General features: G+C 70.4%; 15 protein-coding genes. 10 read left to right on the plus strand and 5 right to left on the minus strand.

Annotated elements, in window-relative coordinates; all coding sequences use genetic code 11:
* The first annotated feature begins 39 nt into the window (after positions 1 to 39).
* The 6 genes from MJQ72_RS03175 (at position 40) to MJQ72_RS03200 (ending at position 7482) form a co-directional block, all read left to right on the plus strand.
* Positions 40 to 306 (plus strand): HPr family phosphocarrier protein, encoded by a 267-nt coding sequence (locus MJQ72_RS03175; RefSeq protein ID WP_034318300.1) that lies wholly within the window; start codon positions 40 to 42, stop codon positions 304 to 306.
* Positions 307 to 539: 233 nt separating this feature from the next.
* A complete protein-coding gene (locus MJQ72_RS03180; protein ID WP_240597475.1) occupies positions 540 to 1355 on the plus strand; it encodes a serine hydrolase in 816 nt (271 codons plus the stop codon).
* A gap of 142 nt (positions 1356 to 1497) precedes the next feature.
* Positions 1498 to 2517 (plus strand): iron ABC transporter substrate-binding protein, encoded by a 1020-nt coding sequence (locus MJQ72_RS03185; RefSeq protein ID WP_240597482.1) that lies wholly within the window; start codon positions 1498 to 1500, stop codon positions 2515 to 2517.
* A gap of 62 nt (positions 2518 to 2579) precedes the next feature.
* On the plus strand, positions 2580 to 4019 hold the full coding sequence (locus MJQ72_RS03190) for an iron ABC transporter permease (protein WP_240597489.1): 1440 nt from the start codon (positions 2580 to 2582) through the stop codon (positions 4017 to 4019).
* Positions 4016 to 5032: an ABC transporter ATP-binding protein gene (locus tag MJQ72_RS03195; RefSeq protein ID WP_240597491.1), complete on the plus strand. Its 1017-nt coding sequence runs from the start codon at positions 4016 to 4018 to the stop codon at positions 5030 to 5032. Before MJQ72_RS03190 ends, MJQ72_RS03195 begins: the two co-directional genes overlap by 4 nt.
* Entirely contained in the window at positions 5029 to 7482 is a 2454-nt protein-coding gene (locus MJQ72_RS03200; RefSeq protein ID WP_240597493.1) for an AMP-binding protein, read from the plus strand. Before MJQ72_RS03195 ends, MJQ72_RS03200 begins: the two co-directional genes overlap by 4 nt.
* Here the strand turns inward: MJQ72_RS03200 and MJQ72_RS03205 are convergent.
* Positions 7416 to 8357 (minus strand): D-2-hydroxyacid dehydrogenase family protein, encoded by a 942-nt coding sequence (locus MJQ72_RS03205; RefSeq protein ID WP_240597495.1) that lies wholly within the window; start codon positions 8355 to 8357, stop codon positions 7416 to 7418. The two genes, MJQ72_RS03200 and MJQ72_RS03205, sit on opposite strands and share 67 nt — an antisense overlap.
* A gap of 48 nt (positions 8358 to 8405) precedes the next feature.
* Here MJQ72_RS03205 and MJQ72_RS03210 point away from each other — a divergent pair, with 48 nt between their 5' ends.
* Together MJQ72_RS03210 and MJQ72_RS03215 are read left to right on the plus strand one after the other, a co-directional pair.
* The gene (locus tag MJQ72_RS03210; protein WP_240597496.1) at positions 8406 to 8741 is read left to right on the plus strand and encodes an NIPSNAP family protein; all 336 of its coding nucleotides are present in this window, start codon (positions 8406 to 8408) and stop codon (positions 8739 to 8741) included.
* Between the two features lie 13 nt (positions 8742 to 8754).
* Positions 8755 to 9384 carry a maleylpyruvate isomerase family mycothiol-dependent enzyme gene (locus MJQ72_RS03215; RefSeq protein WP_240597498.1) on the plus strand — a complete coding sequence of 210 codons (630 nt, stop codon included), beginning with the start codon at positions 8755 to 8757 and terminating at the stop codon, positions 9382 to 9384.
* A 68-nt stretch (positions 9385 to 9452) separates the two neighbouring features.
* On the opposite strand, the gene MJQ72_RS03220 is transcribed toward MJQ72_RS03215, so the two are convergent.
* Positions 9453 to 10652: an endonuclease/exonuclease/phosphatase family protein gene (locus MJQ72_RS03220; protein WP_240597499.1), complete on the minus strand. Its 1200-nt coding sequence runs from the start codon at positions 10650 to 10652 to the stop codon at positions 9453 to 9455.
* 138 nt (positions 10653 to 10790) lie between these two features.
* Here MJQ72_RS03220 and MJQ72_RS03225 point away from each other — a divergent pair, with 138 nt between their 5' ends.
* Both MJQ72_RS03225 and MJQ72_RS03230 read left to right on the plus strand, forming a co-directional pair.
* The gene (locus MJQ72_RS03225) at positions 10791 to 11213 is read left to right on the plus strand and encodes a hypothetical protein (protein ID WP_240597501.1); all 423 of its coding nucleotides are present in this window, start codon (positions 10791 to 10793) and stop codon (positions 11211 to 11213) included.
* 17 nt (positions 11214 to 11230) lie between these two features.
* A complete protein-coding gene (locus tag MJQ72_RS03230) occupies positions 11231 to 11896 on the plus strand; it encodes a TetR/AcrR family transcriptional regulator (protein ID WP_240597503.1) in 666 nt (221 codons plus the stop codon).
* A 105-nt stretch (positions 11897 to 12001) separates the two neighbouring features.
* Here the strand turns inward: MJQ72_RS03230 and MJQ72_RS03235 are convergent, their stop codons facing one another.
* The 3 genes from MJQ72_RS03235 to mltG form a co-directional block, all read right to left on the minus strand.
* On the minus strand, positions 12002 to 13261 hold the full coding sequence (locus MJQ72_RS03235) for a GrpB family protein (protein WP_240597505.1): 1260 nt from the start codon (positions 13259 to 13261) through the stop codon (positions 12002 to 12004).
* A 548-nt stretch (positions 13262 to 13809) separates the two neighbouring features.
* A complete protein-coding gene (locus MJQ72_RS03240) occupies positions 13810 to 14664 on the minus strand; it encodes a shikimate dehydrogenase (RefSeq protein WP_396426923.1) in 855 nt (284 codons plus the stop codon).
* Positions 14654 to 16099: an endolytic transglycosylase MltG gene (mltG, locus tag MJQ72_RS03245; RefSeq protein WP_240597507.1), complete on the minus strand. Its 1446-nt coding sequence runs from the start codon at positions 16097 to 16099 to the stop codon at positions 14654 to 14656. The genes MJQ72_RS03240 and mltG overlap by 11 nt, the downstream gene beginning before the upstream one ends.
* Positions 16100 to 16323: the final 224 nt, after the last annotated feature.

The following is a 16323-nucleotide window of genomic DNA, read 5'->3' on the forward strand; positions in this document are numbered from 1 at the left end:
TTCAGCTCAGCAGTACCGAAGGCACGAAAGGGAAAGAACATGCCGGAGAAACGCGTCACCGTGGCCAGCAAGGTGGGCCTGCACGCCAGGCCCGCGGCGACGGTCGCCAAGGCGGCCGCGGCGCAGCCCGTCGCGGTGCACATCGCCAAGGCGGGCGGTGACCCGGTCGCGGCCGGCAGCGTGCTGAACCTGATGACGCTCGCCGCCGGTTTCGGCGACGAGGTCATCATCAGTGCCGAGGGTGAGGGGGCCGAGGCGGCCGTCGACGCCATCGCCGAGCTGGTGGCGACCGACCTCGACGCCTGATCCCGATCTTGGCCGTCCGTGGTGAACCCGCGACCGCGATCGACGTCGGCAGGGCGCCACCTGATCGTCCACGTCACGGCTGTGGACGAGGCGCCCTGCCACCGCGATAGCGAGGCCTTCGGCCGGGGCGGGTTCACGCGTACGGTCGCCTGACAGGTACATCTCCAGCTCCGCCATCGATCTCCGCGAAGCCCGGGCCGCCCCGACCGGCCCGGGCTTCGTAGGGTGTGGACATGGACAGCGTGCGCAGGATCGAACAGTGGCCGGTGGACAACGCCGCCACGGCCGTGGTGACCGCCGCCGGTGACGTGCTGGGCACGCACGGCGACACGACGAAGGTGTACCGGCTGGCGTCGGTGACCAAACCGCTCACGGCCTACGCCGCGCTGATCGCCATCGAAGAGGGCGTCGTCGAACTCGATACCCCCGCCGGGCCGGAGGGCTCCACGATCCGGCATCTGCTCGCGCACACCTCGGGCCTGGCCTTCAACGAGCACAAGCCGATGGCCGCTCCCGGCAACCGGCGCCTGTACTCGAACGCCGGCTTCGAACAGCTCGCCGACGCGCTCACCGAGCATTCCGGCATCCCCTTCGCCGACTATCAGGCAGAGGCGCTCTTCCAGCCGCTGGGCATGAAGTCGACCAAGCTGACCGGCTCCCCCGCTTCGGGCGCGGAGTCCACTGTGGACGATCTGGTCGCGTTCGCCGCCGAACTGCAGGCCCCGAAGCTCATCGCCGCCGAAACGGTGCGCGAGGCGACTTCCGTGGTCTTCCCCGGGCTTTCCGGTGTCCTGCCCGGCTTCGGCCACCAGAAGCCGAACGACTGGGGCCTGGGCTTCGAGATCCGTGACCACAAGAGTCCACATTGGACCGGATCGTCGAGCTCCCCGCGGACCTTCGGCCACTTCGGGCAGTCCGGCACCTTCCTCTGGGTCGATCCCGACGCCGGCGCCGCCTGTGTCGCGCTCACCGACCGCGCCTTCGGCCCGTGGGCGGCCGAGGTGTGGCCGCCCTACACCGACGCCGTGCTCGCGGAGCTGGGTCAATAACCCACCCCGAACCCGGTCATCCCTCGAATGAGTGACGTGACCGAGGTTGCATCACGCAATGGCCACGATGCCTTGTCAGCCCATTAGGTGAGCTTTACCTTAGCCGCGGCACAACCGTGGGGGCTGACCGAAGGAGGACCCCGTGGCTGTGGGCCGAGTAGCCGTCGTCCTGTGCATCGCGGCGCTGCTGACGACTTCCGTCGCCGCTTGCGACAGCGCGGAGGAATCCGACGCGCTGGTGATCTACTCCGGACGCAACAAGGAGCTCGTCGGCGGGCTCCTCGACCGGCTGAAGCAGGCCACCGGGACCCCCGTCGAAGTGCGCTACGGCGGCAGCGGGGAGATGGCCGCGCAACTGCTGGAAGAGGGTGAGCGGACCCAGGCGGACGTCTTCTTCGCCCAGGACGCCGGCGCGCTCGGCGCGGTCGCGGGCCAGGGCAGGCTCTCGCCCCTCCCCGCCGACGTGCTGGACCTGGTGCCCGCCGGGTATCGCGCCGACGACGGCCGCTGGGTCGCCACCTCGGCGCGGGTACGGGTCGTCGCCTACGACCCACGCGCGGTCGCCGAAGCCGACCTGCCGAAGGGCCTCGACGACATCGTCGACCCGAAGTGGAAGGGCAGGCTGGGGTTCGCCCCGACCAACGGCTCCTGGCAGGCGTTCGTGACCTCGGTCCGGGTCCTCAAGGGCGAGGACTTCGCCCGCGACTGGCTGCGCAGGTTCGCCGCGAACGAACCGAAGCGGTTCGACAACAACGTCGCGATCCTCAACGCCGTCAACGACGGCCAGCTCCCCGCCGGGTTGATCAACCACTACTACTGGCACGCCAAGGTCGCCGAGATGGGCGCGGGCGCGGTGCGGGCGAAACTGCACCACGTGCCCGGCGGCGACCCGCTCGGCCTGGTCAACGTCGCCGGCGCGGGGGTCGTCGAGGGGACCGACCGGAAGGACGCCGCGCTGAAGGCCGTCCGGTTCCTGCTGTCCGAGGAGGCGCAACGGCACTTCGCCGACGTCACCGCGGAGTACCCGGTCGTCCCGGCGGTGAAGGGGTCGAAGCACCAGTTGCCTCCGCTCACCGAGCTGCACGGTCCCGACATCGATCTCTCCAAGCTGTCGTCGCTTCAGCAGACCGTCGCGCTGCTTCAGGAAACGGGCCTGTCCTGAAAGGCGTCTTCCGCGCCGCCCCGGCACTGACGACGCTCGGTGTCCTGGTCGCGGCCGCGGCGGTGACGCCGCTCGGCTACCTCGCGGTCCGCTCGTTCGACCGCGGGGTGGGCGAGGTGTGGCGCGTCCTGTGGCGGTCGCGCACCTTCGACCTCGCCGCGCGCAGTGTCGCGCTGGCGGTGGCGGTCACCGCGGCCTGCCTGGTCCTCGGTGTGCTCTCCGCGTGGCTCGTCGTGCGCAGCGACCTGCCGGGACGCCGGTTCGCCGGGATCCTCCTGGTACTGCCGCTGGCCGTGCCGTCCTACGTCGCCGGGTTCACCTGGCTGGCGCTGGCTCCGGGCCTGACCGGGTTCTGGGGCGCGTTCCTGGTGCTGACGCTGGTGTCGTACCCGTATGTCCTGCTTCCCGTCGCGGCGGCGCTGCGCACCGCGGATCCGGCGGTCGAAGAGGTCGCGCGATCGCTGGGCCGCACGAGCGCGCGAACGTTCTTCTCGGTGACGCTGCGGCAGATCCGGCCCGCGGCCACCGCGGGCGGGCTGCTGGTCGCGCTGTACGTGCTGAGCGACTTCGGCGCGGTGTCGCTGATGCGGTTCGAGGCGTTCACCCTCGGTATCTACACCAGCTATCGCGGCACCTTCGACCGGACGCCCGCCGCCATCCTCGGCTGCGTCCTGGTCGTCCTCGCGATCCTGCTGACCGTCGGCGAACGGCGCGCCCGGGGCGCGACCGGCGGCCGGGGTGACCGCGAGCCCGTCCGCGTTCCCCTCGGCGGGGCGAAGATCCCGGCTGTGGCCGGGACGGCGGTGGTGCTCCTGCTCGCCCTCGGCGTGCCGGTGGCCAGCCTCGTCCGATGGCTGGTCGCGGGCAGTTCGGCCGCGGGCGGCGATCTGCTCTCGACGGCCGGGAACACCGTGGCGGTGGCGGCCTACGGCGCGCTCCTCACCGTCGTGTTCGCCCTGCCGGTCGGGATCCTCGCGGCACGGCACCGGGGGCCGCTCGTCCGCGGGATGGAAGTGGCGAGCTTCGCCGGGCACGCGCTGCCGGGTATCACGGTCGGGCTCGCGCTGGTGTTCTTCGGGATCCGCGTGCTGCCGGAGCTCTACCAGACGACGTCGATGTTGGCCTTCGCCTACGCGGTGCTCTTCCTCCCGCTGGCGGTGAGCGCGGTGCGGACCGCCGTGGCGCACGCGCAACCGGTACTCGAAGACGTCTCGCGGTCGCTCGGGAAGGGCCGTTCGGCCACCCGGCTGCTGGTCACCGTGCCGCTGGCGGCTCCGGGCATCTCGGCGGGCGCGGCGCTCGTCTTCCTCACCTGCGCCAAGGAACTGCCCGCGACCTTGCTGCTCCGGCCGACCGGGGTGGACACGCTGGCCACCGAGCTGTGGACGAAGACCGAGATCGGCGCCTACGCCGCGGCCGCGCCCTACGCGGCGGTCCTGCTGGTGGTGGCGGCCGTCCCGGCCGTCGTCCTCGACCGGTTCCTGCGAGGAGTGACGCGATGAGCGGCTTGGACGTGAAGGGCCTGATCGCCGGGTACGGACCGGAACCGGTGCTGCGCGGGCTGGATCTGCGGGTGCCCGAGGGCGGGCTCGTGGCGGTGCTCGGGCCGTCCGGCTGCGGGAAGACGACCCTGCTCCGGGTGCTCGCCGGGTTCCACCCGGTCCGCGACGGCGAGATCCGCCTCGGTGGCAGGCTGCTCGCCGGCGGATCCGCGCACGTGCCGCCGGAACGACGCGGCATCGGGATCGTGCCGCAGGAGGGCGCCCTGTTCCCGCATCTGAGCGTCGCGGGCAACGTGGGTTTCGGCTTGTCCCGCGCCGGACGGCGCGACGGCCGGATCGGCGAACTCCTCGATCTGGTCGGGCTTTCCGGTTACGACGCGCGAAAACCCGGCGAACTGTCCGGCGGGCAGCAACGCCGGGTCGCGCTCGCCCGCGCGCTCGCGCCGCGGCCGGGTGTCGTGCTGATGGACGAGCCGTTCTCCTCGCTCGACGCGAGCCTGCGCGACGAACTCCGGGTGGACGTCCGCGCGGCGCTGCGCGCGTTCGGCGCGACGGCGTTGCTCGTGACGCACGACCAGGAGGAGGCGCTCGGCATGGCCGATCTGGTCGCGGTGCTGCGTGACGGCGTCGTCGCGCAACTCGGGACACCACAAGAGATCTACGCCCGGCCCGCCGATCTCGGTGTCGCGCTCTTCGTCGGCGAGGCGGTCACTTTCCCCGGGCACGCGGAAAACGGGACGGTGGACACGCCGCTGGGCAGGCTCCCCGTCCAGGGCGCCGGCGGCGGAACCGTCCTGCTGCGCCCCGAACAACTGCACGCCGACGCCGAGGGCGTACCGGCCACAGTGGACGATGTCCGGTTCCACGGGCACGACGCCACCGTGTCGCTTCGGCTCGCCGGAGGCGAGCGGGTACGCCAGCGTGTCCAAGGACCGCTCGCGTTCTCCCCTGGTGACGAGGTCCGCGTGCGCGTGTCGGGCCCCGCCTTGTTCTTCGCCGGGGAACCGGCATGACCAAGGCGGCCGGTCTCGGCTTCCTCGGCGACCTGGCGATCCATGGCGACCGGACCGCGCTGATCGCCCCGGACGGCTCGGCGCTGAGCTATCGGGAACTGGACCGGCGAGTGTCCACTGTGGCCGATCGGCTCGGGCCGGTCCGCCGGTTGGTGTTGCTGGCCGCCGCCAACGACGTCGACACCCTGGTCGCCTACCTCGCGGCGCTCCGCGGCGGGCATCCCGTGCTGCTGGTCCCCCGCGGCCAGGCGGACACGCTGACCGAGAGCTACGACCCCGACGTCGTCATCGACGGCGGCCTGACCGAACGGCGGCCGGGCACCGCCCACGAACTACATCCCGAGCTGGCGTTGCTGCTTTCCACCTCGGGGTCCACCGGTTCACCCAAACTGGTGCGCCTTTCGGCCGAAAGCCTGCGGGCCAACGCCGCCGCCATCGCCGAGTACCTCGACATCCGGGCCGGCGACCGCGCCGTCGCCGCGCTGCCGTTGTCCTACTGCTATGGGCTTTCCGTGGTGAACAGCAACCTCCTGCGCGGCGCGTGCCTGCTGCTGACCGAGCGGTCCGTCCTCGATCCCGCGTTCTGGACGCTGGTGAAGGAGCGGCGCGCGACGAGCCTGCACGGTGTCCCGCATACCTTCGCCCTGCTCGACCGGGCCGGGTTCGATCGGCTCGAACTGCCCGATCTCCGCTATGTCACGCAGGCGGGCGGCCGGCTCGATCCCGCGAAGGTGGCCGAGTACGCCGAGCTCGGACGGCGGCGCGGCTGGCGGTTCTTCGTGATGTACGGCCAGACCGAGGCCACCGCCCGGATGGCGTATCTGCCGCCGGAGCTGGCGGGCGCGCATCCCACCGCGATCGGCCTGCCCGTCCCGGGCGGCGAGTTCGACCTCGCCGACGACGGGGAGCTGATCTATCGCGGCCCGAACGTGATGCTCGGCTACGCGCACACCCCCGCGGACCTGGCCTTGGGCCGGACCGTCCACGAACTCCCGACCGGCGACCTCGGACGGCGGAACCCGGCCGGGCTGTACGAGGTGACCGGCCGCAAGAGCCGCTTCGTCAAGCCGTTCGGGCTGCGCGTCGACCTCGACCGGGTGGAACGCCTCCTCGCCGAGGCCGGGATCGAGGCCGTGGCCGCGGGTGACGACACCCGGGTGGTGATCGCCGTCCACCGGTCCGCCGAGCGGGCGGCCGCCCTCGTCCGCGCCCGGTTCGGCCTGCCGCCGTCGAGCGTCTTCGTCCATCGCATGCCTGAATTCCCGTTGCTGCCCAACGGAAAACCCGACTACCGGGCCATCGCCGCGGCCGGGGAACCGGCGAACGCGGAGCCTGGATCCGTACGCCAGGCGTTCGCCGCCGTCTTCGGCCGCCGCGACATCCCCGGTGACGCGACCTTCGTCGGGCTGGGCGGCGATTCCCTTTCCTACGTCAGGATGTCGATCGCGCTGGAACGGGTGCTCGGACGGCTTCCCGACGACTGGCCGTCCACACCGGTCTCGGACCTCGAGCACCTGCGCGCGACACCCTCGCGGTGGGCGACGCTGGAGACCAACGTCCTCCTTCGCGCGCTGGCGATCGTCTTCATCGTGGGCACGCACATGGAGTTGTTCACCGTCCACGGCGGCGCGCATCTGCTGCTGATCGTGGCGGGCTGGAACTTCGCCCGGTTCGTGCTGCCCGGCCCGGCGACGCGGATCGCCCGCGCCGCGCTGCCGATCGCCGTACCCGCGATCGCCTGGCTCGGCTACCGGCTCGCCGTCACCGACGACGTGTCGTGGACGAACGTGCTGCTGATCAACAACTTCACGCTCACCGGCGCATACGGGTACTGGTTCGTCGAAGTGCTCGTGCACGCCTTCCTGGCGCTGTCACTGGTGTTCGCGATCCCGGCGGTACGCCGTGCCGAGCGGGAGCACGGGTTCGCCACGGCGCTGGTCGCGCTCGGCGCCGGGCTCCTGCTCCGGGTGAGCCTCGGGGAGGCTCCGTCGTTCCCCGAGCTGCACTGGACGACGCTCGGCACGGTCTGGTTCTTCGCGCTCGGCTGGCTCGCCCACAAGGCGCGCACGGGCACGCAGCGGGCCGTCGTGCTGGCGTTCGGTTTCCTGCTCGTCCCGGGGATGGTCGGCGACCCGCTGTGGGAGGCCGTGGTGCTGGGCGGGCTGGTGCTGGTGCTGCTCCAGATCCGCGTGCCGGTGCCGGGCGTGGCGGTCGGCCCCCTCGGGCTGCTCGCGAGCGCGTCGCTCTACGTCTACCTGACCCACTGGACGGTCTTCCCCGCCCTGCTGCCGTACCTTCCGGCGCCGGTCGTGCTGGCGCTGAGCCTGGCGGCGGGCACGGCCGTGTGGTGGATCGTGCAGCTCGTCACGCACCGGGTGCGGCGCTACTCCATGACGCGGATCGGCGAACCCGCCTGGAAGGCCGCGATGTCCTCGACCGCGTCGCGGTAGAAGATCTCGTAGGCCTCCCGGGTGACGTAGCCGATATGCGGCGTGAGCACGACGTTGTCCAGCGTCCGCAGCGGATGCTCCGAGGGCAGCGGCTCGACGTCGTACACGTCCAGCGCGGCGACCGCGATCTCCTTGCGGCGCAAGGCGTCCACGAGCGCGGCTTCGTCCACGATCGGGCCTCGTGAGGTGTTGACCAGCATCGCCGTCGGCTTCATCGCGGCGAGTTCGGGCGCGCCGACGAGCCCGCGGCTGCGGCCGCTGAGCACCAGATGGACCGACAGGACGTCCGCGCGGGCGAACAGTTCGTCCTTCGACACCGCGGTCACGCCGTGCGGGTCGGCCTTCTCCTGGGTCAGGTTCTGGCTCCACGCGATGGTCTCCATGCCGAACGCCTGGCCGATCCTGGCCGCGCCGGCGCCGAGCCTGCCGAGCCCGAGCAGCCCGAGCGTCTTGCCGGACAGGATCGTGCCGACGGTGGTCTGCCAGCCGCCCTCACGCATGTTCCGCGACTCCACCGGCACGTTCCGCGCGGCGGCGAGGATCAGCGCCCAGGTGTGCTCGGCCGCGGGGGCCGCGATGTACCCGGTGGACGAGACGACCACGCCGTTGCGCCGGGCGGCGGCCACGTCGATCGCGGCGTTGCGGTGGCCGGTGCTCACCAGCAGCTTGAGCGCGGGCAGCCGGTCGAGGACTTCGGCGGGGAAGCGGGTGCGTTCGCGCATCGCCACCACCACCTCGAAGTCACGCAGGCGGCCCACCACGTCGGCGGGATCCGCGAACGGCTTCGTGAACACCTCGATCTCGGCGCCGAGGGAGTCCCAGTCCCCGAAACCGAGCGCCACTTCCTGGTAGTCGTCGAGAATCGCGATCTTCATGTCCCCCAGGCTAGAGTCGGCGCCGAAGCCATGCCTGGGGAGGCCACCGTGATCCTGGAAGTCCGCACCTACCGGTTGAAACCGGGCACGAGCGAAGAGTTCCTCCGCGTGATGACCGAAGAGTCCGTTCCCCTGCTGGAGCGCGCGGGGCTGCGGGTCGTCGGCTTCGGACGTTCGCTGGTCGCCGAGGACGGACACGAAGAGGCCTACCTGATCCGCGCATTCGGCTCTCTCGAAGAACACGAACGGCAGGAACGCGAGTTCTATGGCAGTGAGGCCTGGCGGACGGGCCCCCGCGAGGCGATCGTCTCGCGGATCGAGAGCTACCACACGATCGTCATGGAGACCTCCGAAGAGGCGGTCGAGGCGCTCGGGCAACGGTGACCGGAGGAGTGGGATGCACGAGGGCGAGATCCTGGCCTGGACCGAGGCGGAGCGGTTGAGCTTCGCCGAGCTGCTGGAGGGGCTCGGCGACAAGGACTGGTCGGCGCGCACGCTGTGTCCGGAGTGGACGGTCCACGCGATGGCCGCGCATCTGGCGCAGACCACCAGGAACCGGCTCACGGACACCCTCGCCGGCATCGTGAAGGCCAGAGGGAACTGGGACCGGATGAACACCGGCCAGGCCATCGCCTACGGCACCCGGTTCTCCCCCGCCGAACTCGTCGCCCAGATCCGCGAGGACGCCGCCTCACCGCGCCGCTCGCCCGGGGCCAAACCGATCGACCCGCTCGCCGACGTGCTCATCCACGGCCAGGACGTCGCCCGCCCGCTCGGGATCGCGCGGCCGATGCCGGAAGAGCCCGCCATCGCGGCACTGGAGCATCTGCTCGTCAGCCCCTTCTGGGGCGCCAAGAAACGCTGCAAGGACCTCCGGCTGATCGCCACCGACGCCGCCTGGACCGGCGGAACGGGCCCCGAGGAAGTACGGGGCCCGCTCGTCGATCTGCTGCTGTCCGTGAGCGGCCGGAGCACCGGGCTGGCCACTCTGACCGGCCCGGGCGCGGCGCTGCTCGGCGCCCGCTGAGACGCCGGCGGTGGGCTGAAGGCTCGGTGCCGTCCGATCACACGAAATCGCCGGACCGGCTGCGAGACCTACCAGCGCGGGACGAACACGTCGACGCGCACCAGGTGGTGGTCCGAGGCGTCGTTGAGCCTGGACAGCGGCGAATCGGGCAGCGGCCAGAAGACCTCGGCCCGCCAGGGGAACAGGCCCTTCGACGGCAGGACGTAGTCGATCCGCAGGTTCCCCGGCGCCTTGTCGTTGAAGTCGCCGGTGTCGAAGTACGGGTCGCCCTTCTGGCCGATGTTGGCGCCCGCCTGGTCCTGAGCGGCCCGCACGCCGCCTTCGCTGCCCGGCCGGGTCTCGATGACGCGCGGGGCGTTCAGCAGCCGCGAGATGGCGCCGGGGACGCTGTCGCCGTCGAGCGGGTCGGAGTTCTGGTCGCCGGCGATGACGAACTTCTCGTGCGCGCCCAGCCCGCCGCGGCGGCCGCGGTCGTCGTGGATGTAGCGGCCCTTGCCCGGGGTCACGTAGTCCGCCCAGAAGCGGATCTCGTCGTGGTTGCGGGTGCCGTTGCGGTCCTCGGGGCCGTCGAAGGTGGGCGGCGTCGGATGCGAGGCCAGGAAGTGCACGGTCGAGCGGCCGACCCGGATCGGCACGTCCCAATGGGACTTCGACGACAGGCGCAGCACGTCGAGCGCCTGCGGCGAGTACCAGTCGTTCGGCGCCGGGGTGGCCGGGTCGTCCGGCAGCAGCGCACCCGGCATGTCCTTCCAGAGGAATTTCTGGAACGTCCGCACACGGCCGGTGTCGATCGGGTACTTGGAGAGCACGAGCATGCCGTACTGGCCCTCGAAGAGGCCGAAGCCGTGCGCGTCGTTGCCGCCGCCGACCTTGCCGTCGCGGTCGAGGTCGAGGCCGGTCGCGACGCCGGTGTTCGAGGGCGCGGTGAAGGCGTACGGGTAGTCGATCGGCGCGGCCCCGTTCTGGCCGTGCTTCAGGTAGTTCTCGCGGAACAGGTCCGCGGCGCGGTTGCCGGGCACGTAGTCGAACTCGTTGATCAGCAGCACGTCGGGCCGGTTGCGCTGGATCACCTCGGCGACCTCGTTCGCCTGGGCGTTGCCCGGCTGCGACAGGTCGGTCACGAGCTGGCCGGCGGCCCCGCGGTTGAGCGAAGCGTTGAACGTCGCGAAGCGGACGCTCTGCCCGACGGCGGCTTCCGCCGGTGTGGCGGCCAGCACTGTGCCGGCCAGCAAGGCGCCCGAGGTGAGCACGGCGGCGATGCGTTTCACGGTCTTACCTCCCAGAGTCGGTGCGACCTTACGCACCTGTCGTGGCCACTGGGGTGAGGTTCAGGTGAACAGCATCTCTTGAACGCGTTCAAAATCTGGGCTACGGTTCTTCTTGAACACGTTCAAAAGGAGGTCCCCATGCAACCCGTAGTCGTGGCCTACGCGCTCTACCTGGTCATCACCGTCCCGTTGACCGTGCTGGTCGCCCGCACGCTGAGCAGGCACGGCAAAACGTTCCTGGAAGACGTCTTCCAGGACAAACAAGCGCTCGCCCATTCGGTCAACCAACTGCTCGTCGTCGGGTTCTACCTGGTCAGCCTGGGTTTCGTGACCCTGTTCCTGACCAGTGACGACACCGTCCTCGACGCCCGCGACGTCTTCGAGATGCTGTCGGTCAAGGTCGGCACCGTGGCGCTCGTGCTCGGCGTGATGCACGTCGGGAACGTGCTGGTGTTCAACGGGATCCGGCGCAAGCACCTCAACCACGCCACCGCGCGGCCCGCGCCGGTGCCGCCGCCCTACCCCGGCTACCCGGCGCCCGCTCCACACCCCGCGCCCTGACCGGATAACGTGCAGTGGTGGCGAAGAGTGAGGAAACCAGGTCACTGATCGTGGCGACCGCGTTGCGGCTGTTCGCCGAGAACGGCTACGACCGCACGACCATGCGGGCCATCGCCGCCGAAGCGGGGGTGTCGGTCGGGAACGCCTACTACTACTTCGCCTCGAAAGACCAGCTGATCCAGGGTTTCTACGACGAGATCGCCAACGCGCACCTGACGAAGGCGCGCGAGACGATCGAAGGTGAGCGGGACTTCAGCGCCCGGCTCAAAACGGTCCTGCTCACCTGGCTCGACGTCGCCGAGCCGTATCACCGCTTCGGCAAGCAGCTCTTCGTCAACGCCGCCGACCCGGACTCGCCGCTGAGCCCGTTCAGCGAGGAGTCCTCGCCCGCGCGGGACGCCTCCGTCGGCCTGATGCGCGACGTCATCGCGGACTCCGACGTCAAACTCGACCCGGACCTGCGCGACGACCTGCCCGATCTGCTGTGGCTGTACCAGATGGGGGTCGTGCTGTTCTGGGTCCACGACCGGTCCGCCGGGCAGAACCGCAGCCGGATCCTGGTGGAACGGACGGTGCCGCTGATCGCGCGGCTGGTGGGGCTTTCGCGGTTGCGGGTGCTGCGGCCGGTCAGCCGGGAGATCGTTTCGCTGATCCGGGACCTCTCGAAACGAGACGACGTCTGAGCCCCAGGGCCGCCCACGTCGCGAAAGCCACTTTCGCGACCTCAGATGTCCCGAAAGTGGCTTTCGCGACGCCTCCGGTCTCCCGAGCCAGCCGCATTCAGAGGACTAAACGCGGGATTCGCGCACGGTCCGGAAGTACAGGAACCGCGGCTCGGTCCGCAGCTTCGCGTACCACCGCGGGTCCGCTTCGGCGATCGACTCGTCCGGCATCGGCTCGACCAGCCTGTCGACGGCGAACCCGGCTTCCCGCACCGCGTCGAACGTCCAGCTCAAGGGCCGCCGGTAGAAGTGGACCTTCTGCCCCGCCGGGAACTCGTCCTCCAGCAGTTCGAGCTCGAAGTAGTTCCGCTTCCCGAACCACCGCCAGTCCTCGCCCGGATGATGCACCGAGAACACCAGGAGCCCGCCCGGTTTGAGCACCCGCCGGAACTCCGCCAGCGCGGGCGTCCAGTCCTTCAGGTAGTGCAGCACCAGCGAGGCCGTGACGACGTCGATCGAAGCGTCCTCCACAAAGGACATCGGCCGCGAAACGTCCGCCGTCTCGAAACGGACGACATGCCCGAACTTCTCCCTGGCGACGGCGACCATGCCCTCGCTGGCGTCGACGCCGAGGACGTCCGCGCCCTTCTCGGCGAGCAGGGCGCTGAGGTGTCCCGCCGCGCTGCCGACGTCCAGCACCCGTTTGCCCGCCACGTCCCCGGCCAGCTCGACGATGGCCGGCCGGTCGTAGTGGGCGTTGGTGCTGCTGGTCTCGGCGTGCGCCGCGTAGAGCCGCGCGAAGCCGTCGTACTGGGCCGCGCGCGCCCGCTCGATGATCTCGTCGATCACCTCCGTCTTGGCGTCGGCGTAGTGCTGGATGTACTTCCAGGTGCGCGACGCCAGCTCGCGCTTCTTCGCCTCGTAGAGCTTCCGCTCGTCCTCGTGCGCGATGAGACGGTTGCGAAAGAGGCGGTAGCGCTCGGTCTGGCCGTTGTCCGGCGAGTAGACGTGCAGGTTGATGTTCGTGTCCGGGCCTTTGAAGCACCGGTGCTTCTCCCACTCCGGCTCGCGGATGACGAGTTTGTAGCCCTCGGCCTCCAGCTGCGGCACGTAGGCGTCCTCGTCGTCCGAATCCGCGACGATCAGCATGATGTCGATGATCGGTTTCGCGCAGAGCCCCGGCACCGACGTGGAGCCGACGTGCTCCAGGACCAGCGCGCGCTCCCCCAGGATCTCCCTGACGCGCTTGGCCTCCCGGTCGAACAGCCCCGGCCACTCCGGGTCGTATTCGGCCAGGGTGACGGTGGAATTCAGCACCGGGGCCTGTTCGACCCAAATATCCTGGATGTCTTCTTCGGTGTAGGCGTCTTGATCGGGTTTGGGCATCGACCCGTGTTCCTTCCTCGGCACTCCTCGGCGAATCTGCGCGCGACGTGATCACGTCGCCAGGGCGCAAGGAGGAATCAGACGTCCCGTCCCCCAGCAAGAGCGCCCTGCCGCCGAGATCGCGGGCCGTTCGGCCAAGGGCGCGCGGTCACCTGGTCGCCGCGACGCCCCTCTCGAGGCAGTCGGCCAGATTATCGAATCCGGGCGCTCTTGTCAGGTTTTCCGCTGAAAGACAGCTGTGAGGGATGGGTTACCGGCCGCCTATCGGTGTTCGAGACTCGCCGCCTGTGGCCCGGCACCTCCACAGGCATTTCCGACATACCAAAAGTCTGATTTGGGCGCTTTGCGCGCGAGGGTGAGTGGGTCGATGGCGGGATGAAGGGTCCCTTCACCGCGTCTAATGCGGTGAAGGGAGCCTTCGGCCCTGGTCAAGCGGGTCGGAAGCCGTACCGAGACACATCGAACCCCACCTGGCGCCTGACGTCCTTTGTGGACATCGTCTGCCCCGCTCCTACCCGCCGAGCCGCGCGACCTGGCCCCGGGCCCGGTCAGGAGATCGGCAAAGAAAGAATCCCGCCGGTGGCCTCGCGCAGCGCGTCCCGCATCTCCGCCCGCGGCGCGGGCCGCCCGGTGAAGTACTCGGACTGCCCGAAGGCCTGATGCAGCAACATGTCCAGCCCGGTCGCGAGCCGCCCGCCCCGTTCAGCGACGGCTTCGGCGAGCGCGGTCGGCCAGGGGTGGTAGATGACGTCGAGGACGCAACCGATCGTGGACAGCTCCGCCAGATGCGGCCGGACGGCGTCCGGGGGCACGGTGTTCACGAGCACCGCAGAATCGGCCGCGAGCTTCCCGAAACCGGCGTCGGCCCAGCGGAGGACCTCGACGTCGAGCCCGGCCCGCCGAGCCGCCTCGACCGTTTCCGTGGCCCGTCCCGGATCCCGCACGACGAGCCGGACCGTCCGCACGCCGAGCGAAGCCAGCCCGACGACGGCCGCGGCGGCCGTCCCGCCCGCACCGAGAACGACGGCGGCGTCGTCGGCCCCGGGCGAGTACTCCCCCGCGATCCGCAATGCCTCGGTGACCCCGTCGACGTCGGTGCAGTCGGCGAGCCAGCCGGTTTCGCGGCGCACCAGCGTGTTCGCCGCGCCGACGGCGGCCGCGCGCGGCGTGACCTCGTCGGCGTACTCCAGCGCGGCCCGTTTCCCCGGCATGGTCACCGAAAGGCCGGTCCACTCCGGACCGAGACCGTCGACGAACGCGGGCAGCCCGGGACCGTCCATCTCGACCCGCTCGTAGGTCCAGCCGTCCAGCCCCAGCGCGCGGAAGGCGGCGCCGTGCAGGACGGGCGAGAGCGAGTGTTCGACCGGCTTCCCGAGGATCGCGGCCCTGCGGTCAGATGACACCTCGCCTCACCGCGTCATCTCGGTTCTTCAGGTGGTCTCCGAAGGTCACCGCGAAGCAGGAAAGCCCGTTCTTCTCGCATTTGACGAAGAACAGCCACTCACCCGCCGCCGGCTTCAACGCGGCCTGGATCGCCTCCGCGCTCGGGACCGCGATCGGCGTCGGGGTCAGGCCGATCATCTTGTAGGTGTTGTAGGCGCCCGCCTTTTCCCGTTCTTCGGGTTTGGTGAGCAGGGTCGGCCGGTCGAGGACGTAGTTGACCGTCGAGTCCATCTCGAGCCGCATCTTCTTGTCGAGCCGGTTGTAGATGACCCGCGAGATCTTCCCGAAGTCGGCCTTCACCGCTTCGCGTTCGATGATCGACGCGATGACGAGCGTCTCGTACGGGGACTTGCCCTCGCCCTTCGACTGCTCGCTCAGCCCGGCGTTGAGGATGCGATCCGCCGACGTCTTGACGACGTAGGTGAGCAGTTCTTCGGCCGTCCAGCCGGGTTTGACGTTGTAGATACCCGCGGCGATCAGCCCTTCGAGACGGCGGTCCTTGTGCTCGGCGTTCGTGGCGGCCTCGACGGCCCACGACGGGACGCCCAGCTTCGCCAGATCCGCGGTCTCGATCGTCTTCCGCAGTTCCTCGACCGGGATGCAGGTGCTCTTGCCGTTCAGATCGGCGCAGGAAGCCTTGGACAGCAACGTGTACACCCCGGGCGTCACCTTGCCGTCGGGCTGGGTGATGTCGTGGAACTGGGTGTACGGCCGGATCTCGACCTGGCCGACCTTCGTCGTGGGAGCGAGCATCTTCTCGACCGCGCTGGCCCCGGACATCTTCGTCTTCATGACGTAGTAGCCCTGCTGGAGCCGCGAGACGGCGGCGTTGTCCTCGCCCGCCTTCACGAACGCCTTGCCGCTGGCGACCACCCCGGCCGCCTGCAGCCGGTTGCCGATCGCCGACGTCGAGTCGCCCTTCTCCACCTGGACGAGGACGTCGCCCTCGCCGGTGCCCTCGTAGTCGTCGTAGCCGAAGATCTCGGTGAAGCCGTAATAGGCACCACCGGCGAGCAGGACGAGCACCGTCAGCGCGGCGATCCAGCCCAGCGCGCGCTTCTTCCTGCGCTTCTTGGGCGGCGGGCCCTGACGTTCCGGGCGCTCGTCCTCGATGCGCTCCGGCTCGGCACGGTCCTCGTCGTCGTAGTCCTCGTAATCCTCGTAGTCGTCGTACTCGTCATAGTCGTCGTACGCGTCGTCGCCGAAGATCTCGTTGTATTCCTCTTCGCTGCCCTGCGGCGGCGAAGAAGGAGCCGCGCCGGGGCGCCGTGCCATCGGCGCCTCCTGGATCGCGGGGAGGATGTCGGTCGGCCGCTCGTCCGGGAGCGGGCCGTCGTCCTCGCGGCGCCTGCGGCGGCCGGGACGAGGCGTCTCGTCCTGGGCGTAGGCGGGCATGCCAAGACCCCGGTCACCCGGCTGGGGGACCGCCGCTGCGGTGCGGGTGGCGGCGGGACCGCCTGTTCCGGAGCCCGCCTGGCCGGGGCCGGACGCGGCGCCCGCGGCGGCGGTTCCTCGGCGGCACGCCGGGCACGCGGCGGCGGCTCTTCCGGCGACCGGCGGGCACGCGGCGGCTCTTCCGCCGGGCGCCGCACGGGTGGCTCCGGCGGTTCCTCGCGGAT

The sequence above is a fragment of the Amycolatopsis sp. EV170708-02-1 genome (assembly GCF_022479115.1).
Taxonomy (GTDB): domain Bacteria; phylum Actinomycetota; class Actinomycetes; order Mycobacteriales; family Pseudonocardiaceae; genus Amycolatopsis.

What these genes read in the sequence shown, in the direction of transcription:
- MJQ72_RS03175 (WP_034318300.1), top strand. Translation starts at nt 40, where the DNA reads ATGCCGGAGAAACGCGTCACCGTGGCCAGCAAGGTGGGCCTGCACGCC.
- MJQ72_RS03180 (WP_240597475.1), top strand. Translation starts at nt 540, where the DNA reads ATGGACAGCGTGCGCAGGATCGAACAGTGGCCGGTGGACAACGCCGCC.
- MJQ72_RS03195 (WP_240597491.1), top strand. Translation starts at nt 4,016, where the DNA reads ATGAGCGGCTTGGACGTGAAGGGCCTGATCGCCGGGTACGGACCGGAA.
- MJQ72_RS03200 (WP_240597493.1), top strand. Translation starts at nt 5,029, where the DNA reads ATGACCAAGGCGGCCGGTCTCGGCTTCCTCGGCGACCTGGCGATCCAT.
- MJQ72_RS03205 (WP_240597495.1), bottom strand. Translation starts at nt 8,357, where the DNA reads ATGAAGATCGCGATTCTCGACGACTACCAGGAAGTGGCGCTCGGTTTC.
- MJQ72_RS03215 (WP_240597498.1), top strand. Translation starts at nt 8,755, where the DNA reads ATGCACGAGGGCGAGATCCTGGCCTGGACCGAGGCGGAGCGGTTGAGC.
- MJQ72_RS03225 (WP_240597501.1), top strand. Translation starts at nt 10,791, where the DNA reads ATGCAACCCGTAGTCGTGGCCTACGCGCTCTACCTGGTCATCACCGTC.
- MJQ72_RS03235 (WP_240597505.1), bottom strand. Translation starts at nt 13,261, where the DNA reads ATGCCCAAACCCGATCAAGACGCCTACACCGAAGAAGACATCCAGGAT.
- mltG (WP_240597507.1), bottom strand. Translation starts at nt 16,099, where the DNA reads ATGCCCGCCTACGCCCAGGACGAGACGCCTCGTCCCGGCCGCCGCAGG.